This window comes from Rhodanobacter sp. FW101-FHT13A11 (genome assembly GCF_058790335.1).
The window spans coordinates 48,136-72,610 of sequence record NZ_JBYTCN010000007.1; the positions used below are offsets into that span (position 1 = coordinate 48,136).

The 24,475-nt window shown below is 68.1% G+C and carries 22 protein-coding genes and 1 tRNA gene; 13 read left to right on the forward strand and 10 right to left on the reverse strand.

The window, feature by feature from the left end; translation table 11 throughout:
• Positions 1-245 precede the first annotated feature (245 nt).
• From AC3WRN_RS09500 to AC3WRN_RS09510, 3 genes are all read left to right on the forward strand, one after another.
• Positions 246-335: transfer RNA gene (locus AC3WRN_RS09500), tRNA-Ser, on the forward strand.
• Between the two features lie 403 nt (positions 336-738).
• Entirely contained in the window at positions 739-1,299 is a 561-nt protein-coding gene (locus tag AC3WRN_RS09505) for a BrnT family toxin (RefSeq protein ID WP_492622786.1), read from the forward strand.
• Positions 1,300-1,629: 330 nt separating this feature from the next.
• Positions 1,630-4,293 carry a TonB-dependent receptor plug domain-containing protein gene (locus AC3WRN_RS09510; protein ID WP_492622787.1) on the forward strand — a complete coding sequence of 888 codons (2,664 nt, stop codon included), beginning with the start codon at positions 1,630-1,632 and terminating at the stop codon, positions 4,291-4,293.
• A 179-nt stretch (positions 4,294-4,472) separates the two neighbouring features.
• Here the strand turns inward: AC3WRN_RS09510 and AC3WRN_RS09515 are convergent, their stop codons facing one another.
• The 4 genes from AC3WRN_RS09515 to AC3WRN_RS09530 form a co-directional block, all read right to left on the reverse strand.
• Positions 4,473-4,991 (reverse strand): potassium channel family protein, encoded by a 519-nt coding sequence (locus AC3WRN_RS09515; protein WP_492622788.1) that lies wholly within the window; start codon positions 4,989-4,991, stop codon positions 4,473-4,475.
• A gap of 251 nt (positions 4,992-5,242) precedes the next feature.
• Positions 5,243-5,575: an MliC family protein gene (locus AC3WRN_RS09520; protein ID WP_492622789.1), complete on the reverse strand. Its 333-nt coding sequence runs from the start codon at positions 5,573-5,575 to the stop codon at positions 5,243-5,245.
• 114 nt (positions 5,576-5,689) lie between these two features.
• A complete protein-coding gene (locus tag AC3WRN_RS09525) occupies positions 5,690-6,889 on the reverse strand; it encodes a cation:proton antiporter (RefSeq protein WP_492622790.1) in 1,200 nt (399 codons plus the stop codon).
• Positions 6,890-6,966: 77 nt separating this feature from the next.
• The gene (locus tag AC3WRN_RS09530) at positions 6,967-8,361 is read right to left on the reverse strand and encodes an MFS transporter (protein ID WP_492622791.1); all 1,395 of its coding nucleotides are present in this window, start codon (positions 8,359-8,361) and stop codon (positions 6,967-6,969) included.
• A 251-nt stretch (positions 8,362-8,612) separates the two neighbouring features.
• On the opposite strand from AC3WRN_RS09530, the gene rnk reads away from it, so the two are divergent.
• The gene (gene rnk / locus AC3WRN_RS09535; protein ID WP_492622792.1) at positions 8,613-9,020 is read left to right on the forward strand and encodes a nucleoside diphosphate kinase regulator; all 408 of its coding nucleotides are present in this window, start codon (positions 8,613-8,615) and stop codon (positions 9,018-9,020) included.
• Positions 9,021-9,024: 4 nt separating this feature from the next.
• On the opposite strand, the gene AC3WRN_RS09540 is transcribed toward rnk, so the two are convergent.
• A complete protein-coding gene (locus AC3WRN_RS09540) occupies positions 9,025-9,651 on the reverse strand; it encodes a phosphatase PAP2 family protein (protein WP_068094837.1) in 627 nt (208 codons plus the stop codon).
• Between the two features lie 123 nt (positions 9,652-9,774).
• Here AC3WRN_RS09540 and ligA point away from each other — a divergent pair, with 123 nt between their 5' ends.
• The 3 genes from ligA to gloA2 are packed head-to-tail and all read left to right on the forward strand — an operon-like array spanning position 9,775 to position 13,578.
• The gene (ligA, locus tag AC3WRN_RS09545) at positions 9,775-12,201 is read left to right on the forward strand and encodes an NAD-dependent DNA ligase LigA (protein ID WP_492622793.1); all 2,427 of its coding nucleotides are present in this window, start codon (positions 9,775-9,777) and stop codon (positions 12,199-12,201) included.
• Positions 12,201-13,157, forward strand: a complete 957-nt coding sequence (gene epmA, locus AC3WRN_RS09550) for an EF-P lysine aminoacylase EpmA (protein WP_492622794.1) — start codon at positions 12,201-12,203, stop codon at positions 13,155-13,157. The genes ligA and epmA overlap by 1 nt, the downstream gene beginning before the upstream one ends.
• Before the next feature lies 1 nt (position 13,158).
• On the forward strand, positions 13,159-13,578 hold the full coding sequence (gene gloA2, locus AC3WRN_RS09555) for an SMU1112c/YaeR family gloxylase I-like metalloprotein (RefSeq protein WP_492622795.1): 420 nt from the start codon (positions 13,159-13,161) through the stop codon (positions 13,576-13,578).
• A 42-nt stretch (positions 13,579-13,620) separates the two neighbouring features.
• Here gloA2 and aqpZ read toward each other — a convergent pair whose 3' ends face one another.
• A complete protein-coding gene (gene aqpZ, locus AC3WRN_RS09560) occupies positions 13,621-14,322 on the reverse strand; it encodes an aquaporin Z (protein ID WP_492622796.1) in 702 nt (233 codons plus the stop codon).
• 187 nt (positions 14,323-14,509) lie between these two features.
• Between aqpZ and AC3WRN_RS09565 the strand changes: the two genes are divergently transcribed.
• Complete coding sequence (locus tag AC3WRN_RS09565; RefSeq protein ID WP_068090444.1) at positions 14,510-15,817, forward strand: MFS transporter; 1,308 nt, start codon at positions 14,510-14,512, stop codon at positions 15,815-15,817.
• Here the strand turns inward: AC3WRN_RS09565 and AC3WRN_RS09570 are convergent.
• Together AC3WRN_RS09570 and sbcB are read right to left on the reverse strand one after the other, a co-directional pair.
• Complete coding sequence (locus AC3WRN_RS09570) at positions 15,814-16,500, reverse strand: DUF2461 domain-containing protein (RefSeq protein WP_492622797.1); 687 nt, start codon at positions 16,498-16,500, stop codon at positions 15,814-15,816. The genes AC3WRN_RS09565 and AC3WRN_RS09570 overlap by 4 nt on opposite strands.
• 80 nt (positions 16,501-16,580) lie before the next feature.
• Complete coding sequence (gene sbcB / locus AC3WRN_RS09575) at positions 16,581-18,035, reverse strand: exodeoxyribonuclease I (RefSeq protein ID WP_068090442.1); 1,455 nt, start codon at positions 18,033-18,035, stop codon at positions 16,581-16,583.
• Between the two features lie 57 nt (positions 18,036-18,092).
• On the opposite strand from sbcB, the gene orn reads away from it, so the two are divergent.
• From orn to AC3WRN_RS09595, 4 genes are all read left to right on the forward strand, one after another.
• Positions 18,093-18,659: an oligoribonuclease gene (gene orn / locus AC3WRN_RS09580; protein ID WP_068090440.1), complete on the forward strand. Its 567-nt coding sequence runs from the start codon at positions 18,093-18,095 to the stop codon at positions 18,657-18,659.
• A gap of 27 nt (positions 18,660-18,686) precedes the next feature.
• On the forward strand, positions 18,687-19,601 hold the full coding sequence (gene folP / locus AC3WRN_RS09585) for a dihydropteroate synthase (RefSeq protein ID WP_492622798.1): 915 nt from the start codon (positions 18,687-18,689) through the stop codon (positions 19,599-19,601).
• A 49-nt stretch (positions 19,602-19,650) separates the two neighbouring features.
• Positions 19,651-21,003 carry a phosphoglucosamine mutase gene (gene glmM, locus AC3WRN_RS09590; protein WP_492622799.1) on the forward strand — a complete coding sequence of 451 codons (1,353 nt, stop codon included), beginning with the start codon at positions 19,651-19,653 and terminating at the stop codon, positions 21,001-21,003.
• A 99-nt stretch (positions 21,004-21,102) separates the two neighbouring features.
• Entirely contained in the window at positions 21,103-22,038 is a 936-nt protein-coding gene (locus AC3WRN_RS09595) for an isopenicillin N synthase family dioxygenase (RefSeq protein ID WP_068090433.1), read from the forward strand.
• A 4-nt stretch (positions 22,039-22,042) separates the two neighbouring features.
• Here AC3WRN_RS09595 and AC3WRN_RS09600 read toward each other — a convergent pair whose 3' ends face one another.
• A complete protein-coding gene (locus tag AC3WRN_RS09600) occupies positions 22,043-22,714 on the reverse strand; it encodes a DUF6445 family protein (protein ID WP_068090431.1) in 672 nt (223 codons plus the stop codon).
• A gap of 59 nt (positions 22,715-22,773) precedes the next feature.
• Positions 22,774-23,577: an SDR family NAD(P)-dependent oxidoreductase gene (locus tag AC3WRN_RS09605; protein ID WP_492622800.1), complete on the reverse strand. Its 804-nt coding sequence runs from the start codon at positions 23,575-23,577 to the stop codon at positions 22,774-22,776.
• Between the two features lie 125 nt (positions 23,578-23,702).
• Between AC3WRN_RS09605 and tpiA the strand changes: the two genes are divergently transcribed.
• Complete coding sequence (tpiA, locus tag AC3WRN_RS09610; RefSeq protein ID WP_492622801.1) at positions 23,703-24,470, forward strand: triose-phosphate isomerase; 768 nt, start codon at positions 23,703-23,705, stop codon at positions 24,468-24,470.
• Positions 24,471-24,475: the final 5 nt, after the last annotated feature.

Below are 24,475 nucleotides of genomic sequence, written 5' to 3' on the forward strand. Positions count from 1 at the left end.
GGGGTGAAGGGCAGGATGCCCGGAACAAAACTGCCGTAGTGGCGCGCGACGCGCGCCTTGCCGCAGACGAAAGTTTATGGAGAGATGGCCGAGCGGTTTAAGGCAGCAGGAGCTTGACGCGTAGGCAGGATGCCGAAGCGGACAGCGGCGCAGCCGCTGGCCCCGAAGGGGTGAAGGGCAGGATGCCCGGAACAAAACTGCCGTAGTGGCGCGCGACGCGCGCCTTGCCGCAGACGAAAGTTTACGGAGAGATGGCCGAGTGGTTTAAGGCAGCAGTCTTGAAAACTGCCGTAGGTGCAAGCCTACCGTGGGTTCGAATCCCACTCTCTCCGCCAGAAAAGCAAAACGCCCCCGTGTGGGGCGTTTTGCTTTTCTGATGGTGATGACGGGGATGAGAACTCACCGGTTCGACGAATTCGTCGGGAGCGAATTCGGACAGCCGTAGGCTGGCCCCGTAACGCGTAGCGCGAAGGGGTGAGGCTCGGGATGAGCCGGACAATCCCACTCACCACGCCTCCGCACCCCGAAAAGTGGCTCTGAGGTGGCCCGGTTTTTTCGGACACGTTAATTAAGCACTCATGGCCTCGTCATCGACACTGGCCGTCGTGCGTGTGCCGCATGGATCGGTACCGGGCGTGGGCGAGGCAGTGCCGAGTGCGCCATTGCCTCCGACGCGACTTTGACAGCCGCGTTTGATGTAACTACATTTCGTAGCTACGGAACCTGGAATCCACGGATATGGACTTCGAGTGGGACGACGCCAAGGCGGCTTCAAACCTGCACAAGCATGGCGTCGCCTTTGAAGATGCGGCCCACGTGTTTCTGGATGGTGGGCGTGTCGACATGGTCGATGAGCGCGAGGACTACGGCGAGGTCCGATGGTTGACGATGGGTCGGGCGGGACCGGCGCTGCTGGTCGTTGCCTATGCCTTGCGCGGTGCCGATGAAGACGTCATCCGCATCATTTCGGCCCGCAAGGCCAATGCCAGCGAGCGTACTACTGTGAAAATGAAGCTTGATCCCAAGCATCCCAAGCCGTTGGCCGCCGCTCAGCGCAAGCGTCTGCAGGCGGTGGCAGACAAGCCGGATGCTGACATCGACTACAGCGATATTCCCGCGGTGTCGGCCGAGTTCTGGGCGAAGCACCGCCTGGCGCGAATCGAGCCGAAGGCACAGGTGACCTTGCGCATTGACCAGGACGTGCTCGATTACTTCAAGGAAGGCGGCAAGGGTTACCAGACACGGATCAACGACGTGTTGCGCAGCTTCGTGGTTGCGCACACACATGGTCAGCGTTGAGTGCCACCAGCTATCCGAGCCAGAGCCGCTTGCCCCCAGCCCAAGAACGGGGCCAAGCCCACTTCCATGCCTCCAACGTCCCAACTCCCGTCCCGCCAGCCAAGTCGCAAATACGTACGAAGAGACTGGCGCCGGCATGCCCAGGGTGCCAGCGGAGCGGGGCGCGACGTGGCGTCATGCTTCGTCACAGTGCCGGTGACGAGTACGGCGAAGCCGTCGCCAGATGGGTGGCTCCACGCTCGCAACTTCTTGACGGACCTTTTCCGGCAGTTCGGGCAGGAGTAGGTTGCGGCGCTGGGGCCAATGGGGCCAATTCGAGGGGGAGTGCAGATGCCCAACCAAACAGGTGTCAATGTGGTGCTTATGCGTGCGGTGCGCACGGCGCTTGCCGCCGCAGCGCTGGTGGCGTGGTCGGCGCAGGCGCAGGATCCGGGGGCGGCGGACAGTGGGCAGGCCACGGCCAGCCAGGCGGCCAAGGCGCAGGGACGGAATGACACGGCGAAGAAGAAATCGACCACCAACCTGCAGGAGGTGGTGGTAACCGGCACGCACCGGGCCGGCTTGTCGCCGACCGAATCGCTGTCGCCGATCGACGCCTTCAGCGGCAGCCAGATCGCGAACCAGCCATCGGCAGACCTGACCGACACGTTGACCAATATCGTGCCGTCGCTGACCACCCAGCGCTTTCCCATCGCCGACGGCACGGCGTTCGTGCGGCCGGTGTCGTTGCGCAACCTGTCGCCCGACCAGACCCTGGTGCTGGTCGACGGCGTGCGCTTCCATCGTTCGGCGCTGGTCAACCTGCAGATCGATCCGCTCGGCACCTTCAACCAGGGCGCGCAGGCGGTCGATTTCTCGGTGTTCCCGTCCAACGCGGTCGAGCGCGTCGAGGTGCTGCGCGACGGCGCCTCGGTGCTGTACGGATCGGATGCGATCGCCGGCGTGGTCAACGTCATCCTGAAGAAGGCCCCCAAGGGTGTGACGGTCAGCGCGGAATGGGGCAAGTACGGCAAGGGCGACGGCGACCTGCGGCGCTACGACGCCGACGCCGGGTTCCCGCTCGGGGCTGACGGCTTCGTGCACGTGAGCGCCGAGCGCGAGACCACCGATCCCACTTCACGCGGCATTCCACAGCACAACGCGGCGCTCGTCGCGGCGGCGGTGGGTGCGAACCTGGTGCCGTACGACGGCCTCGGCCAGCGCTGGGGCGATCCGCAGACCAAGTCGAACAAGCTCTTCGTCAACGCGGGCCTGCCGCTGGCGGGCGACGTGCAGCTGTACGGCTACGGCAATTTCATGGACAAGAAGGTCCTGTCCAGCTTCTTCTACCGCAACCCGGTATTGCCGGCGCAGTACGGCATCGCCGGCCGTTCGACGCTGGTCAGCTACGCCAGCGGCACCCTGACGCCGGCGAACGCGCCGCAGTCGCTGGTGGACAGCATCGTCGCCGGCGGCGGCAGCCCGGCGAACTATCTCACGGCCGCCGCCACGAGTCCGAGCGGCTGGGTGCTGCTCAACCCGATCTACAAGCAGTTTCCCGGCGGCTACAGCCCGATGTTCGGCGCCGACATCGCCGACCATCAGCTGGTCGGCGGCGTGCGCGGCGGCGGGCAGAGCAACTTCCAGTGGGATGCGCACTACCGCACCGGCAGCAACGAGGTCGACTACCGGCTGCAGGGTTCGATCAACCCGAGCCTGGGCAGCCTTTCGCCCACCAGCTTCCGCCCCGGCAAGCTGACCCAGCGCGAGCAGGGCGCCGGTGCGGATTTCGTCCGCTCGTTCGACAACTCGCCGCTCACGCTGGCCTTCGGTGCGCAGTGGCGCCAGGAAACCTACATCATCCATCAGGGCGATGCCGGTTCGATCCAGGTAGGGCCGACCGCGTCGGTGTTCGGCGTGGGTTCGGACGCCTTCCAGGGCTTTCCGACCAGCGCGGCCGGGCGGTTCACGCAGAACAGCGAATCCGCCTACTTCGACGCCGAGACGAACCTCACCGACAAGTGGTCGGGCGCCGCGGCAGTGCGCTACGAGCATGCGAACGGCTACGGTTCCAAGGTGGTCTACAAGCTTTCCAGCCGCTACGCGATCACCGACACGTTCGCCTTGCGCGGCACCTACAACACCGGCTTCCGCACGCCGACCCCGGGCCAGGCCAACACGCTGAACGTCACCACCACGGCGAATGCCCAGGGCGGCCTGATCCCCAGCGGCACCTATCCGGTGAACAACCCGGTGGCGCGTGCGCTCGGCTCGGCACCGCTGAGGACCGAGACGTCCAAGAGCCTGTCCGTCGGTGCCGTGTGGACGCCGACCGACAACGTCACCACCACCCTGGACTACTACCGGATCAGGATCGACAACCGCATCGGCCTGGTCAGCAAGACCATTACCCAGGCCACCGTCGACCAGCTCACCGCCGGCGGCTACCCGAACGCGCCACTGCTGCTCGGCAGCGACGCCAGCTATTTCGGCAACGCGTATGGCTCCCATGTCCACGGCATCGACTTCGTGCTCGACACGCGGCACCAGCTGGGTGACGGCAAGCTCAACATCGACTTCCGCTACAACCGCAACACGCAGAGCGTGGTCAAGGTGAAGCCGGACACGCTCAACAACGATTTCGTGTACGACCTCGAACACCAGGTGCCCAAGAGCCGGGCAGTGCTCAGTTTCGACTATGGGCTGAACCGGTTCGACGCCATCGCGCGGATCAACCGTTACGGCGGCTGGAGCACCACGGTCGGCCTGTTCGGCAGCAACAATCCGCCGACCGACGCGGATCATTACAGCGGCAAGACGCTGCTCGACCTGGAGGCGCGCTACAAAATCAACGACGTCTTCTCGGTGGCCGTCGGCGGCAACAACGTCTTCGACACCTACCCGGGCAAGGAGCGGAACCCCACGCTGCGGTTTCTTGGCGTCAAGTACGCGCTCACCTCGCCGTTCGGTTTCAACGGCGCCTTCTGGTACGCGCGCGTGACGGCCAGCTTCTGACCGGCCGTGGCCTGCAAGGCCATCTCCCCGGGCGCGCCCGGGGAGATGGCGGCCGGTGGACCTTGCGCGAGCCACCCGGCGCGGCTTGCCCGTCGGTCAGAAACATGGGCGATTTCTTCCCCGTCGAGCCGTCGCCGAAGTAGAACCACCTGCCTCCATTCCAGGACTTGGCAGTGCGCTCAATCGGCCTTGTTACCCGGCGGATAGATGCCAGCCAGCCGCGCGATCAGAATCGCGACGAACAGCGATCCGACGATCTGCTCCACCGTGCAGATACCGCGCGCCTGCCTGCCGAGTGGCGCCAGATCGCCGAATCCGGTGCTGGTGAGCACGGTGAAGCTGAAATAGACGAAATCGAAGAAACCAGGTGCCGTCGGCTGGCCGCCCAGCGTGAACGAGCCCGGATGGTAGGTGTCGATCAACGCATACAGGAACACCCAGAAGACGCCTATCAGCAAATACATGGAGGCGGCGCCGAACAGCTTGTCGGCGGTCATCACCTCACGCTGGAACACGTAGCCCATCAGGTAGCCAATCGCGGTGGCATACAACGCAACGGCAAACCACCGCGACGTGACCAGCGCGTGCGGATCGCCGAATCGCAGCGCGATCCATTGATAGACGAGTGCCGGGCCGGCGAGCACCAGCGCCAGGACAAACGAAAGTGTCGTGCGGCCGACCGAGGCGACCCTCGCCACGACCAGGAATGCATTCGCACTGGCGATGGCGATGCGCGACCCAGCGGCGTCGGTTCGATGAACGACACCGCGGCAATGAAGGACATCAGCATCAGGAACAGATAGAAGCAGCGCTGATAAAAGATGTCCCCCAACGCCCGGCCTACGCCTCTGATCAACATGGCTGCTCCGCATGAAAGTTCGTGATGACCGGATCAAGGCTGCTTGCACGCCTGCGGCCCATGGCCTTGGGGGAAGACGCATCCGGCTCCTCACCGCGCATGGCAGGCCACGCCGGCGGCCGACGCGTAGCTTTCCCCCGGCTGCAGCGGCGCGAGCAGGGCCTCGTGCATGCCTCTGGTCCACCACTGCAAGCCGTCACCCGCGTAGCGTGCACCGCTGGCGGAGACGGCCACGTGCAGATGATGGGTCTGCCGGTCGAGCGTGAGTACCGCAGTGTCCGTATCGGGATAGCTGGCCTGCACCGTGCGGCCGTCGTCGCAGGCATAGCGCGACGTGTTCGCGGCGGCGGGAGCCGGTGGCAGCGATGCGTGGCAGGCGGCCAGAAGCAACGCGGGAGCGATCAGCAGGAGGCGTCGGGTCATCTGCGGAAGCCCGTGGTCGAGTCGCCGACAGCATGGCAGTGAGCGGATTGTCTGCGCAATGGAACGCCTGTGCGCATGCTGCGTTCGGGTTGGCAAGGCCCATGCCAGCGAGTGTCAGCGCCGCACGTCGGGAACCTCGACCTGGCCGCCGCTGCGCTTCAGCAGCCACGCCAGCACCGGCGGCGTCACCATCGCGGTGAGCAGCGACATCGCCACGATGATCGCGTAGATGCGGTTGTCGAACACGCCGGCGGCCAGGCCGAGAGTGGCGACCACGATGCCCACCTCGCCGCGCGGCACCATGCCGAAGCCGATGATGGTGGCGCTGCGCCGGCCCAGCGACAGCGAGCCCAACCAGCCGCCGATGAACTTGGAGACGACCGCGATCGCGGTGACCACGGCGAGCATCCACAGCGCCTCGCCGCTGGCCAGCTCGCGCAGGTCGACCTTGCTGCCGGTGACCACGAAGAAGAACGGGGTGAGCAGGGCCAGCAGCGGCTGGGTCTGTTTTTCCAGGGTGTGCTGCTGGCGGGTTTCCGAGGCGATCATGCCGGCGAGGAACGCGCCGATGATAGCGGCCAGGCCGAACCGGGTGGACAGCCAGGCCAGCCCCAGGCACAGCGCCAGCACGATCATCAGCGGCGAATGCGGGCCCAGCGGCTTGTCCAGCCAGGCGGAGTTCCAGCGCATCACCCGCGCGCCGCCCCAGCCGATTACCGCGATGAAGCCGACCGCGCCGGCCAGCACCACCAGCAAGTGCGAGGCGTCGACGCTGCCGCCGCCCTGCAGCGATACCACGATGCCGAGCAGCAGCATGGCGAGGACGTCGTCGATCACCGCGGCGCCCAGGATCACCTTGCTCTCGATGCGCTGCAGTGCGTTCAGCTCCTGCAGCACGCGGGCGGTGATGCCGGCCGAGGTGGCCACGAAGGCGGCCGCCACGAACAGCGAGCGGCTCCAGTCGAAGCCGCTGCCGTGGGCCCACATGCTGCCCATGCCGAACGGCACCAGCACGCCGACCACGCCCACCGCGAACGCCACCTTGCCGACCTTCTTCAGGTCCCCCAGCCGCGTTTCCAGGCCCACCGCGAACAGCAGCAGGATCACGCCGATCTCGGCCAGCACGTCGAGCGGGGTGCCGGCGACGACCTGCCCGGGCGCGATCCAGCCCAGCAGGGAAGGGCCGATCGCGCAGCCGGCGGCGATCTCGCCGACCACGCCGGGCAGCTTCAGCCGCTGCGCGATCTCGCTGCCGACCTGGGCAGCGACGAAGACGACGAACAGGGTGAACAGGATGTCGCTGGCGTGGTGCATGCGTCGCGGGTCCGGGCTTGCGGCAAGGACTGCATGCTACACGCAGGCGTCCGCGCCCGCGCCGAGGGCGCGGGCAGTCAGGGCGGCGGCGCGACACCGGCGGGGGCGGCATGGTCGGGCCGCAGCCTGCCGAACACGCGGCTGGCCGCGGCGGTGATCAGCGCCAACAGCAGTACCGTCCAGCGGAACGCCGCCACGTAGTCCTCGTGCGCGTGGCCCTGCAGCAGCGCCTGCATCAGCAGCGTGGACAGCGCGATGCCGAAGCTCATCGCCAGGTACTGCGCGGTCGAGGCCATCGAGGAAACCATCGAGGCATGCTGGATGTCCACGTCGACGTAGATCAGCGTGTTCATGGTGGTGTACTGCAGGCCCGAGAACGCGCCGTAGGCGAAGGTCAGCGCGGTGATCACCCACACTGGCGAACCGGGTCCGAGCAGGGCGAACAGGGCCAGCAGCACGGCCACGGCCAGCGTGTTGCCGAGCAGCAGGCGGCGGTAGCCGTAGTGGACCAGCGCCCGGTGCACCACCCACTTGGCCGTGATTGAGCCCAGCGCCTGCGGCACCATCATCAGGCCGGCCATCAGCGGCGACCAGCCGCAGCCGATCTGCAGGAACAGCATCAGCAGCAGGAACATGCCGGAGATGCCGAGCCGGGTGAAGATGCCGCCGGCCAGCGACACCCACACGCTGCGCACCTTGAGCAGGCCGAGGTCCGCCACCGGGTGTTCGGTGCGCCGGCTGTGCCAGACATAGAGCGCGCCGAGCAGCACGGCCGCCAGCGTGTACAGGCCCATGCCCGACCACGGCACCGGGCTGCCGCCGGCCAGTTCCGAGGCGGTCAGCAGCAGGGCGGAGGCGGCGGCGAACAGCAGGAAGCCGGACAGGTCGAAGCGGTTGGCATGGTCGAGCCGGTAGTCGGGCATGTCGCGCTGGTTCATCCACACGCCGGCGATCGCCACCGGCACGTTGATCAGGAAGATCAGCCGCCACGAGGTGAACTCCACGATCGCGCCGCCCAGCAGCGGCCCCAGCACCGAGCCGAGCAGGCCGAACGTGGCCACCGTGCTCATCGCGCGCACGAACTCGCGCTTGTCGATGCTGCGCACCAGCACGTAGCGGCCCACCGGCATCAGCGAGGCGCCGCCGATGCCCTGCAGCACGCGGGCGGCGACCAGTTGCGGCAGCGTCTGCGCGATGCCGCACAGCAACGAGCCCAGGCCGAACACCACGATCGCCGCACCGAACACCCGGCGCGTGCCGAAACGGTCGCACAGCCACGGGCTGGCGGGGATCAGGATCGCCAGGGTCAGCACGTAGCTGGTCAGCGCGGTGCGCATGCCCAGCGGGGTCTCCTTCAGTGCCTCGGCCATCGCCGGCACCGCGGTGTTGACCACGGTGGAATCCAGCGCCTGCATGAAGAACGCGGCGGCGACCAGCCACAGCAGGCCGCGGTAACGCTCGCGCGAGGACATGTCGGAACCCGCCACGGGCGCGGCGGAGGCGGAGGCGGCTTCGGGAAGCACTGAGGCTTGGACAGGCATTGTCGGTTATGATACCGGCGCAAAGGCTTGATTTTCGGCGGCAGTATCCGCAGAGTTGGCCTTGTTTCATCCGCCGGTCATACCCATTTCGGGTGTCGCGGCCATCGACAACCACACGCCGGGGCGACTTCGTTCCGGCGTGTGCTTTTGTGCGGCAGGAGCCGCGAGTACCAGGAAAAGCCATGAGCAAGCCAACGATCACTGTTTCCCGCATCGACATGGAGCGCATCGAAGCGCTGCTGGAGCGTCTGCCGGCCGCCGATGCCGCCAAACTCGATGCGCTGCGCGCGGAACTGGATCGTGCCGACGTGGCCGAGCCGGCGGCGATGCCGGCGCATATCGTGACGATGAACTCCATCGTCACCTTCCAGGACGAGAGCAACGGCGAGCAGCTGACCCTCACCCTGGTCTACCCCGCGGCCGCGGGCGCGCCGGGCACCGTGTCCATCCTGGCGCCGGTGGGCAGCGCCTTGCTCGGGCTGGCGCGCGGCCAGCAGATCGACTGGCCCACGCCGGATGGCCGCAAGCGCCGCCTGAAGGTGCTGGAAATCGCCTACCAGCCGGAGGCGGCAGGGCACTACCACCGCTGAGCCGTCAGGGCTTGAAGTGGTGCACGAACCCCACCTGGAAACCGCCCGGCAGCCAGCTCACGATCAGCGGTGACTGGCGGTGCGCGGCCCACAGGCCGACCCCGGCGCCGATCGCCGCGCCGGCCAGCACGTCGCTCTGCCAGTGGCCACGGGTCTTGACCCGGGCCACGGCATCGTAGGCCGGCAGCAGGGCCAGCGCATAGACGGCCGGATGGTCGTTGCCATAGGCCACGATGAACGGCGTCACCGCGGCCGTGATGGCGGTCACCTCGCCGCTGGGAAAGCTTTGCGCGTGCCAGCCGCGGAAGAAGCGGTCGGGGTTGTCGGTCTGCGAGGGGCGTTCGCGCTGGAAGGTGTGTTTCAGCACCTCGGCGCCGGCGCTGGAGATCACCATGGCGTCGACCGAGCGCCAGAACGTGTTGCCGAGCTTGTCCTCGCTGCCGAACGCCAGGGCACCGATGCCGACGGTGGCAATCGTGCCGTACATCAGCGCGTTCTGGTTGCCGCGCTTCCAGATGCCGCTGTTGTCGTAGTGCACCCGATGGTCGATGCCGAGGGGGCCGCCAGCCGCAGCGGTGCCGGAAGCGGCCATGGCGGCCAGGAATGCCAGGGATGCCAGATATCGGTTCATGCGCCTGATCATATCCTCGCCTCAGCCCTGCCGAGGGACGCTATACCCGCCAGCTTTCGGTTCCCTTACTGCGCGACCGGCATCCGCGGCTGTCGCTAAACTGGGCGCAGCCAGGAGATCTGCATGACCGGACACCCAACTCCCGCCGAGGCCGTCGCCCGCGCCGCCGACCTGCGCGGACGGATCGAGCAGGCCAATTACCGCTACCACGTGCTCGACGACCCGGAGATCACCGACGCCGAGTACGACCGGCTGATGCGCGAGCTGGAGGCGCTGGAGGCCGAATACCCCGTGCTGGCCACGCCCGATTCGCCCACCCGCAAGGTCGGCGCGCGGGCGCAGGGCGGCTTTGCCGAGGTGCGCCATGCGATCCCGATGCTGTCGCTGGGCAATGCGTTCGAGCAGGACGGCGACACCGACCGCGAGCGCTTCCGCGAGGTGGCCGAGTTCGAGCGGCGCATCGAGCAGACGCTGGGGCGGCGCGAGCCGGTGTTTTCCGCGGAGCCCAAGCTGGACGGCCTGGCGATCAGCCTGCGCTACGAGCACGGCGTGTTCGTGCAGGGCGCGACTCGCGGCGACGGCGAGACCGGCGAGGACGTGACCGCCAACCTGCGCACGGTGCGGGCGATCCCATTGCGCTTGCGCAATGGGAAAAATCAGGATGAATCGCTGAAGCTGCGCGGCAAGGGCTGGCCCGACGTGCTGGAAGTGCGCGGCGAGGTGATCATGCTGCACAAGGATTTCGAGGCGTTCAACGAGTACGCCCGCAAGCACGGCGAGAAGCCGCTGGCGAACCCGCGCAACGGCGCGGCCGGTTCGCTGCGCCAGCTCGACCCGGCGGTCACCGCCAGGCGGCGCCTGAGTTTCTTCGCCTACGCGATCGGCGTGGTCGAGGGCGGCGAGCTGCCGCCGACCCATTCGGCCACGCTGCGGCAGCTGCGCGAGTGGGGCTTCCCGGTGTCGCCGGAGGTGGATACGGCGCGCGGCTTCGACGGGCTCATCGCCTACTACCGGCGCATCGGCGCGAAGCGCGATAGCCTGCCGTACGACATCGACGGCGTGGTCTACAAGCTCGACGACTACGCCGGCCAGCGCGAGATGGGCTTCGTCTCGCGCGCACCGCGCTGGGCCATCGCGCACAAGTTCCCCGCGCAGGAGCAGACCACCACGGTCGAGGCGATCGAGATCCAGATCGGCCGCACCGGCGCCGCCACCCCGGTGGCGCGGCTGGCGCCGGTGCAGGTGGCCGGCGTCACCGTCACCAACGCGACCCTGCACAACGCCGACCAGGTGGCGCGGCTGGACGTGCGCGTGGGCGACAGCGTGATCGTGCGCCGCGCCGGCGACGTGATCCCGGAGGTGGTGCGCGTGATGCCCGAACTGCGGCCGCCGCATACACGCCCCTGGCACATGCCCACCCACTGCCCGGTGTGCGGCTCCGCGCTGCTGCGCGAGGAGGGTGCCGCCGCGTGGCGCTGCTCGGGCGGGCTGGTCTGTGCCGCGCAGCGTAAGGAGGCGCTGATCCACTTCGCCTCGCGTCGCGCGATGGACATCGAGGGGCTGGGCGAGCGCTTTGCCGAGGCACTGGTGGAACTCGATATCGTGCACTCGCCGGCCGACCTGTACGGCCTGGGCGTGGACGATTTCGTCGACATGAAGCGCCGCATCGACGAGCGCGACGGGACCACGCCGGAGACGGTGAAGGCCGGCAAGGTGGCGACCAAGTGGGCGGAAAACCTGGTGGCCGGGATCGAGGCCAGCAAGCACACCACGCTGGCGCGCTTCCTGTATGCGCTGGGTATCATGCACATCGGCGAAAGCACGGCGAAGACGCTGGCGGCCTGGCTGGGCCGGCTGGAGTTCGTGCGCAGCATGCCGGCCGCCGTGCTGCGCGTGCTGCCGGACATCGGCGGCGAAGTGGCCACCTCGACCGCCGGCTTCTTCGCGCAGGCGGGCAACGAGCGGGTGGTCGACGCGCTGCTCGAAGCCGGCATCACGTTCAGCGACGAGGGCGCGCCGTCGCCGAAGCTGCGTGAACGCCTGGATCTCGGCGTGTTGCTGGGCATGGCCGATATCAGCAAGCTCGGCCCGAAGAGCTGCACGCTGCTGGCGCAGCATTTCTCCACGCTCGACCGCCTGCTGGCCGGCGGACCGGCGCACTGGGTCATCGCCGGCGTGCCGCAGGCGGCGGCGACCAGCCTGGAAAGCCACCTTGCCGATCCGGCCGCCCTGGCCGGACTGCGCGAGGCCGAGGCCGCGATGCAGCGCCTGCTCAAGGCGATCCCGCACGCGGCCAGGGCCGCAGCTGCTCCGCTGGAAGGGCAGACCTTCGTGCTCACCGGCACGCTGGCCTCGCTCAGCCGCGACGAGGCGAAGGAGCGGCTCGAAGCGCTGGGTGCCAAGGTCTCCGGCTCGGTGTCGAAGAAGACCAGCGCGGTGGTCGCCGGCGAAGCGGCCGGCTCCAAGCTGGACAAGGCGCAGGAACTGGGTGTGCCGGTGTGGGACGAGGCGCAGTTGCTCGCCCTGCTCGGCAGGCACGAGGCGGGCTGATGGGCGCCGAACCACTCGCCGCCCTGCGCCTGCGTGCGCGGCTGTACGCGCTGGTGCGTGCGTATTTCGCCAGGCACCAGGTGCTGGAGGTGGAGACGCCGATCCTGTCGGCGGCCGGCAATACCGAGCCGAACATCGAGAGCTTCAGCACGCGCTTCAGCGGCCACATCGACGCCGGTGCGCGCGAGCGCTGGCTGCGCACCTCGCCGGAGTATCCGCTGAAGCGGCTGCTTGCCGCTGGCGTGGGCGACTGCTACGAGCTGGGCCGGGTGTTCCGCAACGGCGAGGCGGGCGGGCGGCACAACCCCGAGTTCACCATGCTGGAGTGGTACCGGGTCGGCTGGGACCATCGCCGGCTGATGCAGGAAACCATCGATCTGGTCGAAGCCGCGCTGGCGATGGTGGGGCGGCGCGCCGAGGTGGTGGTGACGAGTTACCGGCAACTGTTCCTGGACGAACTGGGCATCGACCCGGCACATGCCCCGGTCGACGATCTGCGTGTCCTGCTGGCCGGGTCCGGCATCGCCCCGGAGGGCCTCGGCCACGACGACTGGCTGGACCTGCTGATCACGCACAGGCTGCAGCCGGCGTTTCCGCGCGACCGCATCACGGTGATCCACGACTACCCGGCCAGCCAGTGCGCGCTGGCGAGGATCCGCCCCGGCGAGCCGCCGCTGGCCGAGCGCTTCGAGCTGTACCTGGGCCGCTACGAACTGGCCAACGGCTACCACGAGTTGAACGATGCCGCCGAGCAGCGCGCACGCTTCGAGCGCGACAATGCGGTGCGCCGCGCGCGCGGCCGGCGCGAGGTTCCACTCGACGAGCGCCTGCTCGGCGTGCTCGACGCCATGCCCGGCTGCGCCGGCGTGGCGCTGGGCATGGAGCGCCTGCTGATGTGCCTGGCCGATACCGACGCGATCGCCGACGTGCTGGCTTTTCCCTTTGCGGAGGCGTGAGATGGCCTTGCCGAACCCGTTGTTGCCGGCGATCCACCACGTGGCGCTGATCTGCTCCGACTACGCGCGCTCGAAGGCGTTCTACAGCGAGACGCTGGGCCTGCGCATCGTGCACGAGGCCTATCGGCGCGAGCGTGATTCCTGGAAGCTGGATCTGGAAGTCAGCCCCGGCGTGCAGCTGGAACTGTTTTCGTTCCCGGCGCCGCCGCCGCGCCCGTCGCGGCCGGAGGCGCAGGGGCTGCGCCATCTGGCGTTTGCGGTGCCGGAAGTGGAGGCGACGATCGCGGAACTGCAGCGTCGCGGCGTGACCTGCGAGCCGGTGCGCGTCGACGAATACACCGGCCGGCGCTTCACGTTCTTCGCCGACCCGGACGGCTTGCCGATCGAGCTGTACGAGCACGGCGCGCGCTCCGGCGCCTGAAGCTGTCCCCGCCGGGCGGCGGGGACAGTGCGCTGCCGGATGTCAGTCCCTGCTTTCCAGCAGGTAGCGGTAGATCAGCCCGCCGAGGGCGCCGCCGACCAGCGGTACCAGCCAGAACACCCACAACTGGTCGATCGCCCAGCCACCGTGGAACAGCGCCACGCCGGTGGAGCGGGCCGGGTTGACCGAGGTGTTGGTGATCGGGATGCAGACCAGGTGGATCAGGGTCAGCGACAGGCCGATCGCGATGCCGGCGAAACCGGCCGGCGCGTGCTTGTCGGTGGCGCCCTGGATCACGATCACGAAGAACGCGGTGAGCACCAGCTCGGCCACGATCGCCGCGTGCAGCGAGTAGTGGTCGGGCGAGTGCTCGCCGTAGCCGTTGGAGGCGAAGCTGACGGCGTTCATGTCGAAACCGGGCTTGCCGCTGGCGATGATGTAGAGCACGGCAGCGGCGGCGATCGCGCCGAGCACCTGGATCACCACGTACGGCACCACGTCCTTCGCCGGAAAGCGGCCGCCGGCACACAGGCCCACGGTGACCGCCGGGTTGAAATGCCCGCCCGAGATGTGGCCGACCGCATACACCATGGTCAGCACGGTGAGGCCGAAGGCCAGCGCCACCCCGGCGAAGCCGATGCCCAGCTCCGGGAACGCCGCCGCGAAGATCGCGCTGCCGCAACCACCAAACACCAGCCAGAACGTGCCGAAGAATTCGGCACCGAGACGCTTGCTCATGCTCATCGTGGAAACTCCTGCTGCGAAGGGAAGGAGATACCTGGCGTGTCCATGCGCATGCCGAGGCAACGCATGGCGCGCCAAGTCAAGCACACCCGGGGTGCCGTCCCCCATGCCGGATGCCGCCGTTGCCGCGAACGCGGGGCGATCTGCGGTAAGGTGGCACGCCTTCCACCGCCGGGACCGTCCGTTGATGAATGCGTCGTCCGTAGTCGACCGGGACCGCCTGCGAGGGCGTGACGTGAAGACCTTGCTGCTGTCGGCGCTGGGTGGCGCGCTGGAGTTCTACGATTTCGTGGTGTTCGTGTTCTTCGCGATCCCGTTGAGCCACCTGTTCTTCCCGCCCGGCACGGTGCCGTGGCTGGCCCAGCTGCAGGTGTTCGGCATCTTCGCCGCCGGCTACCTGGCGCGGCCGCTGGGCGGCATCGTGATGGCGCACTACGGCGACACGCTGGGGCGCAAGCGGATGTTCACGCTCAGCGTGTTCCTGATGGCGGTGCCCACCCTGGCCATCGGCCTGCTGCCGGTGTACGCGCAGGTGGGCATGCTGGCGCCGCTGCTGTTGCTGCTGCTGCGCGTGGTGCAGGGCATTGCGGTGGGCGGCGAAGTGCCGGGCGCGTGGGTGTTCGTGGCCGAGCACGTGCCGCCGAAGCGGATCGGCTTTGCCTGCGCCAGCCTCACTTCGGGACTCACCGTGGGTATCCTGATCGGCTCGCTGGTGGCCGCGGCGATTAACGGCCGGATGAGTCCGGCCGAGGTGCTGGACCATGGCTGGCGGCTGCCGTTCCTGGTCGGCGGCGTGTTCGGTTTCTTCGCGGTGTGGCTGCGCCGCTGGCTCAGCGAGACGCCGGTGTTCGAGGCGATGCATGCGCGCAAGGAGCTGGCCGCGGGCTTGCCGCTGCGGCAGGTGTTCGAGCGGCACCTGCCCGGCGTGCTGCTGTCGATGCTGGTGACCTGGATGCTTACCGCGGCGATCGTGGTGCTGATCCTGATGACGCCGACGCTGGCGCAGTCGGTGTTCCATGTGGCGCCGGCGCGCGCGTTCCTCGGCAACAGCGTGGCTTCGTTCGCGCTGGCGCTGGGTTGCCTCTTCTACGGCTGGCTGGCCGACCGCGTCGGCCATGCACGCGCCCTGCTGGCCGGTGCGATCGGCCTGCTGGTGTGCGGCTATGCGCTGTACCTGGACCTGCAGGCCGGTGCGGCCCATTTCGTCGCGTGGTACGCACTGGCCGGTTTCGCCGTGGGCGTGGTCGGCGTGGTGCCGGCGCTGATGGTGGTGGCGTTTCCCCCGGCGGTGCGTTTCTCCGGCCTGTCGTTCTCGTACAACATCGCCTATGCGCTGTTCGGTGGGCTCACGCCGCCGCTGATCGGCCTGCTGGTGAAGCAGTTTGGGCCGCTCGCGCCGGCCCACTACGTGGCGTTCACCGCCATGATCGGAATCGCCGTGGCGGCCACGCTGCTGGCCGCGCGGCGCAGCAGCGTCACGATGGCTCTGGTCTAGAACTCCAGTTCCTGTGCCGCGCACAGGTAGTCGACCAGCGGTGCGACCTGCCTGAACGCGGCCACCGTCCACGGCAGCAGTTCGTCGGAACAGGCCAGGGTTTCGCTGAGTTTGGTGGTGGCGATGAAGTCCTTGCGCTTGAGGTCCTCGATCAGTTCATGCGCGGGGTCGTAGCCGCGCGGCGGACGGGTCAGCGACTCGCCGCCCAGCTGCAGGTGCTCGCGGAACGTCTTGCTCTGCGTAGCCCGCTTCCACGCGGCCGGGTTGTCGACCAGGAACTCGCGGATGTGCTTCAGCGCCTCCGGTTCCGGGTGCCACATGCCACCGCCGGCGAAGCACTCGCCGGGTTCGATGTGCAGGTAGAACCCCGGTGCCTGGATCTCGTGCCGGCGCTGGTGGAAGAAGCGCGAGCCCTGCCACGACTTGTAAGGCAGCTTGTTGTTGGAGTAGCGGGTGTCGCGATAGATGCGGTACAGCGAGCCGCCGTTCTTGCGCGGGTCGGCGCGGTAATGCGGGCTGATCTTCGCCAGCGGCGCCTGCAGGTCGGTGATCAGCCGCAGGAACGGTTCGCGCACGTGCCGCTCGTAGTCGTCCTTGTGCGCGTGGAACCATTCGCGGTTGTTGTTGCGCCCGACGGCGCGCAGGAAGCGGAAGGTGGCGGGGGTGAAATAGCTCTGGGGCATGGCGGTTCGTCAAAAAGTTCGGTAGAGCGGGCAGTGCCCGCCGGATTTTCGGCATGCTGCGGAGGCGGGCGGTGCCCGCCCTACGTGGCGGGATTGTCGTCAATGCTGGCGGCGAGCTGTTCGCCCCAGGCCTGCAACTGGTCGAGCAGGACCAGTTTGTCACGCGCCAGCGGATCGCGACGCAATTCGTCGAGGCGGGCGAAGTAGTCGTCGAGGGTGAGCCCGGTCAGCGGCGTGTGCCGGGTGAGGCGGGTCCGGCGGAAATTTTCCCAGCGTGCGTGTTCACCGGCATCCAGCGTCTCGGGCCAGTTGCGCGCGCGGTAGCGGAACAGCAGCTCCGGATAGCGCGGGTCGCGGAACGGGAGCGCGCGGGTGCCCAGTTCGTTCGGCGGCGTGGCGCGCACCTGGGCCAGCAGGCGCTTGTCGGCATCGGGCAGGAAACCGCCGCCGTACAAGGCCAGTTCGGGGTCCTCCGGCGGCGGCAGTTCGGCCGCACGCTGGAACACGCGGCGCAGCTTTTCGGCGAGCCCGTCGACGGCATGCAGCACGTCGCGGTGGGCTTGGCAGCGGGCCAGGTCCAGTTGCAGGCGTTCCAGGTCCACGCCCTGCAGCACCGACAGCGGCGCCAACGCCGGCGCGTGGTTCGCGCGCACGGTGCGCAGCGGGATGCGTTCGACGTCCTCGGGCAGGTCGGCGCGCGCGGTGAAGATGCGGTCGGCGATCTCGTCTTCGTCCAGTTCCAGCCACGTGGCGGGGTCGGTGGCGAGGTCGTACACGATCACCTCGCCGGGGCGGCTCGGGTGCGGCGCCAGCGGTGCGATCACGGCCAGGCAGTGCCGGCTGGCCGGGTAGCGCGAGGAGACGTGCACCAGTGGCGTCATGTTCACCACGTCGAGCAGCTCGAACACCTTCTGCTTGCGGCGCAGGCCGTAGTACCAGTCCCACAGCCGCGGCTGGCGCACGCGGATCAGCCGGGCCAGCTCGATCAGCGCATGGACGTCCGACAACGCGTCGTGGGCACGCTCCTGGGTGAGCTGGTTGGCGCTGGCCAGGTGCTCCAGCCTGAAGCTGGGCGAGCCGTCCTCGCGGGTGGGCCAGACGATGCCTTCGGGCCGCAGCGCCTGGCACATGCGCACCAGGTCGATCAGGTCCCAGCGCGAGTTGCCGTTTTCCCACTCGCGGCCGTAGGGCTCGTAGAAGTTGCGGTACAGCATCTGGCGGGTGAATTCGTCGTCGAAGCGCAGCGAGTTGTAGCCCACGCCGCAAGTGCCCGGCGCAGCCAGTTGTTCATGCACGCGCGCGGCGAATTCGGCCTCGCCGAACCCTTCGCGCTCGGCCTGCTGCGGGGTGATCCCGGTGATCAGGCAGGCATCGGGGTGGGGCGGCATCTCCAGCGGCGGCTTGCCGTAGAGCATCACCGGCTCGCCGACGATTTCCAGTTCCAGGGTGGTGCGGATGCCGGCGAACTGCAGCGGGCGGTCGCGCCGCGGATCGGCGCCGGAAGTCTCGTAGTCGTGCCAGAAGAAGGTCTGCATGGGCCGGATCATCGCATGCGGGCAAGGCTGATAAACTCCGTCGCACAAGGAGAGCCCATGAGCCATGCCCACGAAGACAACCTGATCTGGATCGATCTGGAGATGACCGGCCTTGACACCGACAACGACTCGATCCTGGAGATCGCCACGATTGTCACCGACAAGGAGTTGAACGTGCTGGCCGAAGGGCCGGTGTCCGCGATACGCCACGAGATCGACCGGCTGGAATCGATGGACAGCTGGAACTCCAACCAGCATCACAAGTCGGGGTTGTGGCGACAGGTGCTGATCTCGGAGACCGACCACGCGATGGCCGAGCAGGCCACCGTGGATTTCCTGCGCGAGTGGGTGCCGCCGGGCAAGTCGCCGATGTGCGGCAATTCGATCTGCCAGGACCGCCGCTTCCTGCACCGGCAGATGCCGCGGCTGGAGCGCTACTTCCACTACCGCAACCTGGACGTCTCCACGCTCAAGGAACTGGCCCGGCGCTGGGCGCCGGAGATCGCCAAGAGCGTCGGCAAGGAATCGGCGCATACCGCGCTGTCGGACATCCGCGACTCGATCGCCGAACTGCGCCATTATCGCCGCTACATGGGCGAGCTGGGCGGCAAGGTCGAGGTCTGAGCGCCGCTTCCGGATATTGATGAGGCCATGAGCATGTCGAACGATCTGTTTTCGCCGGTGCTGGATTGCGCCGGGCGCCCGTTGCTGCTCGACCGCGCGCGGGTGGTCGGCATCCTCAACGTCACTCCCGATTCGTTCTCCGACGGCGGCACGCACGACAGCGTGGAAGCGGCCGTGGCGCACGGCCTGCGCCTGGCGGAGGAGGGTGCCGACATGATCGACGTCGGCGGCGAGTCGACCCGCCCCGGCGCGGCCGACGTGCCGGCCGAGGAGGAACTGCGCCGGGTGCTGCCGGTGATCGAGCAACTGGTCGCGCGCACCGCGCTGCCGATCGCGATCGACACCTCCAAGCCGCAGGTGATGCGCGCGGCGGTGGCCGCCGGCGCCGGCATGATCAACGACGTGTACGCGCTGCGCCGCGACGGCGCGATGGAGGCCGCGGCCGAGCTGGGCGTACCGGTGTGCCTGATGCACATGCAGGGCGAACCGCGCGGCATGCAGGCCGAGCCGTACTACGATGACGTGGTGGGCGAGGTGCACCGGTTCCTCACCGACCGGTTGTTCGCCTGCGAACTGGCCGGGATCGACCGGCGCAAGGTGATGGTCGACCCGGGCTTCGGCTTCGGCAAGACGCTGCAGCACAACCTGGCGTTGTTGTGCGCGCTGGAGCGCTTCGCCGACCTGGGCAGCGGCGCGTACATCGGGCTGTCGCGCAAGACGATGATCGGCGAGATGACCGGCAGGACGGTGCCGGCCGAGCGCGCCGCCGGTTCGGTGGCGGCGGCGCTGATCGCCGTGCAGCGCGGCGCGCGCATGGTGCGCGTGCACGACGTGGCCGCCACCGTCGATGCGCTGGCGGTGTGGCAGGCGGTGCATGCGGTCGATGCCATGCCGCGGCGTGCCGACAGGCCGGCCATGCCGCGCTGGCCGGACGACGACTGAGCGGCAGCTCCCTCTTTCCTCCCACCCCTTCATCGCCACCAGGCAGCCCATGACTCAACGCAAGTATTTCGGCACCGACGGCATTCGCGGACTCGTCGGCCAATGGCCGATCAGCGCGGATTTCATGCTGAAGCTGGGGCGCGCCGTCGGCAGCGTGCTGGCGCGTGACGGCACCAAGCGGCCGAACGTGCTGATCGGCAAGGACACCCGCATCTCGGGCTACATGTTCGAGTCCGCGCTGGAGGCGGGCCTGGTCGCGGCCGGCGCCGACGTGGGCCTGCTCGGCCCGATGCCGACGCCGGCGGTGGCCTACCTGACCCGCTCGATGCGCGCGCAGACCGGCATCGTGATCAGCGCCTCGCACAACCCGCATCACGACAACGGCATCAAGTTCTTCTCCGCCGACGGCGAGAAGCTGTCCGACCAGGTCGAGCTGGCGATCGAGCGGGAGGTCGACGCCGCGTTCGTCACGGTGCCGTCCGATCGGCTCGGCAAGGCGCGCCGGATCGACGATGCGGTGGCCCGTTACGCGGAGTACTGCAAGTCCACGGTGGCCAAGGATTTCAGCCTGCACGGACTCCGGCTGGTGCTGGACTGCGCCCATGGCGCGACCTACCAGGTGGCGCCGAAGGTGTTTGCCGAGCTGGGCGCCGAGGTGGTGGCGATCGGCGACAAGCCGGACGGCTTCAACATCAACCGCGAGGTCGGCTCGACCCATCCGCAGGCCCTGCAGCAGTCCGTGCTGGCGCATGGCGCCGACATCGGCATTGCGTTCGACGGCGACGGCGACCGCGTGCAGCTGGTCGACCGGAACGGCGTGCTCGCCGACGGCGACGACATTCTCTACATGCTGGCGCGCAGCTGGCATGCGCAGGGAAGGCTACGGGGGCCGGTGGTCGGCACCCTGATGAGCAACTACGGCCTGCAGCTGGCGCTGGCTGGGCTCGACGTGCCGCTGATCCGCGCCAACGTGGGTGACCGCTACGTGCTGCAGCAGCTGAAGGAACACGGTGGCGTGCTCGGCGGCGAGACCTCCGGCCACATCCTGTGCCTGGACCGCGCCACCACCGGCGACGGCATCATCGCCGCGCTGGCCGTGCTGGAAGCGCTGGTGCGATCCGGCGAGGATCTCGCGACGGCGCGGCAGGGTTTGAAGAAATTGCCCCAGGTGATGTTGAACGTGCGTGCGGCCGGTGCCCGCGAGGCGCTGGCCAGCGACCAGGTGCGGCAGGCACTGGCCGAAGTGGAACAGGCCCTGCACGGCCGCGGCCGGGTAGTGCTGCGGGCCTCCGGCACCGAGCCGCTGGTGCGTGTCACCATCGAGGGAGCCGATGCGGCGGAAGTGCAGCAGTTGGCAGAAAGGCTCGCCGGGACGGTAAAATCCGCCGCCGAACGCTCGTGAACCTGTAGCTGTACCGGGTCGCCATGGAATGGCCCGACGTGCCCCGCCTCCTGCGGTGGCGGATGAACCGACCGCACGCCAACCTGGTGACTACAGCCCATGAAGAATGTTCCCACCCTCGACATCCGCCGCTACGACACCGACCGCGACGCCTTCGTCGCCGAGATCGGCGCGGCCTATCGCGAATTCGGCTTCTGCTGCATCAGCGGCCACGGCATTGCACGCGAGCTGATCGACGGCTCGTACGACGTGTTCCGGCGCTTCTTCGCGCTGCCCACCGACACCAAGATGAAGTACCACGTCGCCGGTGCCGGCGGTGCACGCGGCTACACCCCGTTCAAGGTGGAGACCGCCAAGGACAGCCAGTACGCCGACCTCAAGGAGTTCTGGCACATCGGTCGCGAGATTCCGCGCGATTCGAAATTCGCCGGCGTGATGCCGCCGAACATCTGGCCGGTCGAGGTGACGGACTTCAAGCAATACGGCTACGGCCTGTACGAGGCGCTGGACCAGCTCGGCACCCGCGTGCTGCGCGCGCTGGCCCTGCACATCGGCGAGCCGGAGAACTTCTTCGAGGACAAGACCGACGTCGGCAACTCGATCCTGCGGCCGATCCACTATCCGCCGATCACGGAAGAGAACATCCCGAACGTGCGTGCCGGCGCACACGAGGACATCAATTTCATCACCCTGCTGGTCGGCGCCAGCGCGGAAGGTCTGGAAGTGCTCACCCGCGAGGGCGAGTGGCTGCCGATCACCACCGAGGGCGACGCGATCGTGGTGAATATCGGCGACATGCTGCAGAGGCTGTCCAACCACGTGTTTCCGTCCACCACGCACCGCGTGGTCAACCCGAAGAACGAGAACGCGCGCAAGCCGCGCTATTCCGTGCCGTTCTTCCTGCACCCGAACCCGGACGTGGTGCTGGACCCGCTGGATTCGTGCATCACGCCGGACAATCCGCGCCGCTACGACACCTCGATCACCTCGCACGAGTACCTGCTGCAACGCCTGCGCGAGATCAAGCTGATCTGAGGTTTCACGCCATCCAGAAGAACACGGCGGTCATGCGTTTGGCTGCCGTTTCCAGGCCCCAGTACGCGCTGGCGCTGTGGATCAGGTTGGCCTTGTAGACCAGCAGGCGGTTGTAGCGGTGCGCCACGCGCACGTCCTCGACGAAGGCGTCGGGTTGCACGAAGCGGTTGCCCAGCGCTTCGGCCAGGTTGCGATGCGGCGGCAGCGCGATGTTGCCGCCGAGCCGGCCGCCGGGCATGCGCTGGCGGAAGAAGCTGGTGCCGCACCGTTCGGGCACGCCGGGGTTGAGGTACAGCACGGCGGCGTAGCGGCACAGGTCCGACGAGTCGGTATGCGGTTTGACCGTGCCTTCGGCCGCGCCGACCACCTGCACGCAGTTGTGGTTGAGCCGGGTGCCGGCTTCGGGCTGCTCGACCCACAGCTTCTTCGCGCCGGTGAGCCGGCACACCCTCACGTTCAGCGCGGCCAGCTCGTCGCCCAGCAGGGCGGACGTGGCGCGCATGCCCGGCCAGACCTCGCCGGTATGCGGATAGCCCATCTCCCAATCGGTCTTCGCCAGGCAGCGGGTGCGCACTTCGTCGGCGTTCGGCAGCACGTCGTCCACCACCCAGTAGTCACGGCTCTCCACGGGCTTGCGGTAGGGCAGCGGATGCATCTGGGTCGGGAACAGGGACATGTGTGGAGGCTGTGGCCGGATCGTGGCAACGATTGTGGAGGCGGCAGGGTCGGCTAGGCCTAGGTGTTCCGGTAGCGCTTCGATTCACGCGCCGAAAGCCACAGGGCCAGCCGGTCTGGCAGCAGATGCACCAGCGTCTTGATGGTGCGGTTGACCCGGCCCGGAATGTATACGGCATCGCCGCGCTCGACCGCCGCGAGTCCCTGGCGCACCACTTCTTCCGCACTCAGCCACATGAAGCCGGGCAGCCGGTTCATCTTGTCGCGCGTGCCGGTGATGTCGTGGAATTCCGACCAGGTGAAGCCCGGACACAGCGCGCAGACATTCACGCCGGCCGCGCGGTTCTCCAAGGCCAGCGACTGAGAGAACTTGATCAGGTAGGCCTTGCTGGCGGCGTACAGGGTATGCCCGGCCGGCCCGGGAACGTGACCGGCCAGCGAGGCGACGTTGATGATGCGGCCGTGGCCACGCTGGCGCATGCCGGGCAGCAGCCGCCAGGCCAGTTCGGTCGGCGCGGTCAGCAGCACCTGCAGGAAGTCCGCGTGGGTCGTCCAGTCGTTGGCGACGAAGGTGCCGGGCACGCCGTAGCCGGCGTTGTTGACCAGCCAATCCACCTGCAGGCTGCGCCGGTCCAGCTCGTCGCACAGTGCTCGCGGCGTGGCCGGGTCGGCCAAGTCGCGCGGCAGCACGATGGCCTGGGCGGCGTGTTGTTCACGGAGTTCGGCGGCCAGGGCTTCCAGCCGATCGGCGCGACGTGCGGTCAGCACTAGGTCGTGGCCAAGTGCGGCGAGTTGTCGGGCAAACGCGGCGCCGATGCCGGACGAGGCGCCGGTGACCAGGCTAAGCGGACGGGAGGCAGTCATGCGGAGTTCCTGCGGACGAGCCGCCATTCTTGACCGCGCCGGCGAACCGACGCCAGTGGTCCGCCGGTTTGCCCATCGGGGAGGCCCTCGGTAAGCTTGCCGTTTGACCGCAGCGGAAGCAGCCCATGCGCAAGAAGCTCGTCGCCGGCAACTGGAAAATGCACGGCAGCCGTTCGATGGCCAAATCCCTGGTGGACGACATCGCCGCCGGCATGCCGGACGGCATCGACGTGGCCGTGTTTCCGCCGTTTCCCTATGTGGCCGAGCTGGCCTGGCAGCATGCCGGCTCCCGTGTGGGCATCGGCGCGCAGGACGTCAGCGAGCACGAGGGGCAAGGCGCGTATACCGGCGAAGTCTCCGCCGCCATGCTCGCCGATGTCGGCGCGCAGTGGGTGCTGGTCGGCCATTCCGAACGTCGCCAGTACCACGGCGAGGGCGACGAGCTGGTGGCACGCAAGTTCGCCGCGGCCCGTGCCGGTGGCCTGACCCCGATCCTGTGCGTGGGCGAGACACTGGCGCAGCGCCAGTCCGGCGAGACCGAAGCGGTCGTCGCGCGACAGCTGCAGGCCGTGCTGGCACTCAACGGCGCGGCCAGCTTCGACACGGCGGTAATCGCCTACGAACCGGTCTGGGCCATCGGTACCGGCCATACCGCCAGCCCGGAACAGGCGCAGCAGGTGCACGCCTTCATTCGTAGCCAACTGGAAAAAGAAGATGTTATGATTGCCCGTCTGACCCGACTGCTTTACGGCGGCAGCGTCAAGGCGGCCAATGCCGCGGAATTGTTCGCGCAGGCGGACGTGGATGGAGGGCTGATCGGCGGGGCCTCCCTGGCCGCATCCGACTTCCTTGGAATCTGCGCCGCGGCGCATCAGGCGCCACAGGCTCGATAGAAACC

What these genes read in the sequence shown, in the direction of transcription:
- AC3WRN_RS09505 (WP_492622786.1), top strand. Translation starts at nt 739, where the DNA reads ATGGACTTCGAGTGGGACGACGCCAAGGCGGCTTCAAACCTGCACAAG.
- AC3WRN_RS09510 (WP_492622787.1), top strand. Translation starts at nt 1,630, where the DNA reads ATGCCCAACCAAACAGGTGTCAATGTGGTGCTTATGCGTGCGGTGCGC.
- AC3WRN_RS09520 (WP_492622789.1), bottom strand. Translation starts at nt 5,575, where the DNA reads ATGACCCGACGCCTCCTGCTGATCGCTCCCGCGTTGCTTCTGGCCGCC.
- AC3WRN_RS09525 (WP_492622790.1), bottom strand. Translation starts at nt 6,889, where the DNA reads ATGCACCACGCCAGCGACATCCTGTTCACCCTGTTCGTCGTCTTCGTC.
- AC3WRN_RS09530 (WP_492622791.1), bottom strand. Translation starts at nt 8,361, where the DNA reads ATGTCCTCGCGCGAGCGTTACCGCGGCCTGCTGTGGCTGGTCGCCGCC.
- rnk (WP_492622792.1), top strand. Translation starts at nt 8,613, where the DNA reads ATGAGCAAGCCAACGATCACTGTTTCCCGCATCGACATGGAGCGCATC.
- AC3WRN_RS09540 (WP_068094837.1), bottom strand. Translation starts at nt 9,651, where the DNA reads ATGAACCGATATCTGGCATCCCTGGCATTCCTGGCCGCCATGGCCGCT.
- ligA (WP_492622793.1), top strand. Translation starts at nt 9,775, where the DNA reads ATGACCGGACACCCAACTCCCGCCGAGGCCGTCGCCCGCGCCGCCGAC.
- epmA (WP_492622794.1), top strand. Translation starts at nt 12,201, where the DNA reads ATGGGCGCCGAACCACTCGCCGCCCTGCGCCTGCGTGCGCGGCTGTAC.
- gloA2 (WP_492622795.1), top strand. Translation starts at nt 13,159, where the DNA reads ATGGCCTTGCCGAACCCGTTGTTGCCGGCGATCCACCACGTGGCGCTG.
- aqpZ (WP_492622796.1), bottom strand. Translation starts at nt 14,322, where the DNA reads ATGAGCATGAGCAAGCGTCTCGGTGCCGAATTCTTCGGCACGTTCTGG.
- AC3WRN_RS09565 (WP_068090444.1), top strand. Translation starts at nt 14,510, where the DNA reads ATGAATGCGTCGTCCGTAGTCGACCGGGACCGCCTGCGAGGGCGTGAC.
- AC3WRN_RS09570 (WP_492622797.1), bottom strand. Translation starts at nt 16,500, where the DNA reads ATGCCCCAGAGCTATTTCACCCCCGCCACCTTCCGCTTCCTGCGCGCC.
- sbcB (WP_068090442.1), bottom strand. Translation starts at nt 18,035, where the DNA reads ATGCAGACCTTCTTCTGGCACGACTACGAGACTTCCGGCGCCGATCCG.
- orn (WP_068090440.1), top strand. Translation starts at nt 18,093, where the DNA reads ATGAGCCATGCCCACGAAGACAACCTGATCTGGATCGATCTGGAGATG.
- folP (WP_492622798.1), top strand. Translation starts at nt 18,687, where the DNA reads ATGAGCATGTCGAACGATCTGTTTTCGCCGGTGCTGGATTGCGCCGGG.
- glmM (WP_492622799.1), top strand. Translation starts at nt 19,651, where the DNA reads ATGACTCAACGCAAGTATTTCGGCACCGACGGCATTCGCGGACTCGTC.
- AC3WRN_RS09595 (WP_068090433.1), top strand. Translation starts at nt 21,103, where the DNA reads ATGAAGAATGTTCCCACCCTCGACATCCGCCGCTACGACACCGACCGC.
- AC3WRN_RS09600 (WP_068090431.1), bottom strand. Translation starts at nt 22,714, where the DNA reads ATGTCCCTGTTCCCGACCCAGATGCATCCGCTGCCCTACCGCAAGCCC.
- AC3WRN_RS09605 (WP_492622800.1), bottom strand. Translation starts at nt 23,577, where the DNA reads ATGACTGCCTCCCGTCCGCTTAGCCTGGTCACCGGCGCCTCGTCCGGC.
- tpiA (WP_492622801.1), top strand. Translation starts at nt 23,703, where the DNA reads ATGCGCAAGAAGCTCGTCGCCGGCAACTGGAAAATGCACGGCAGCCGT.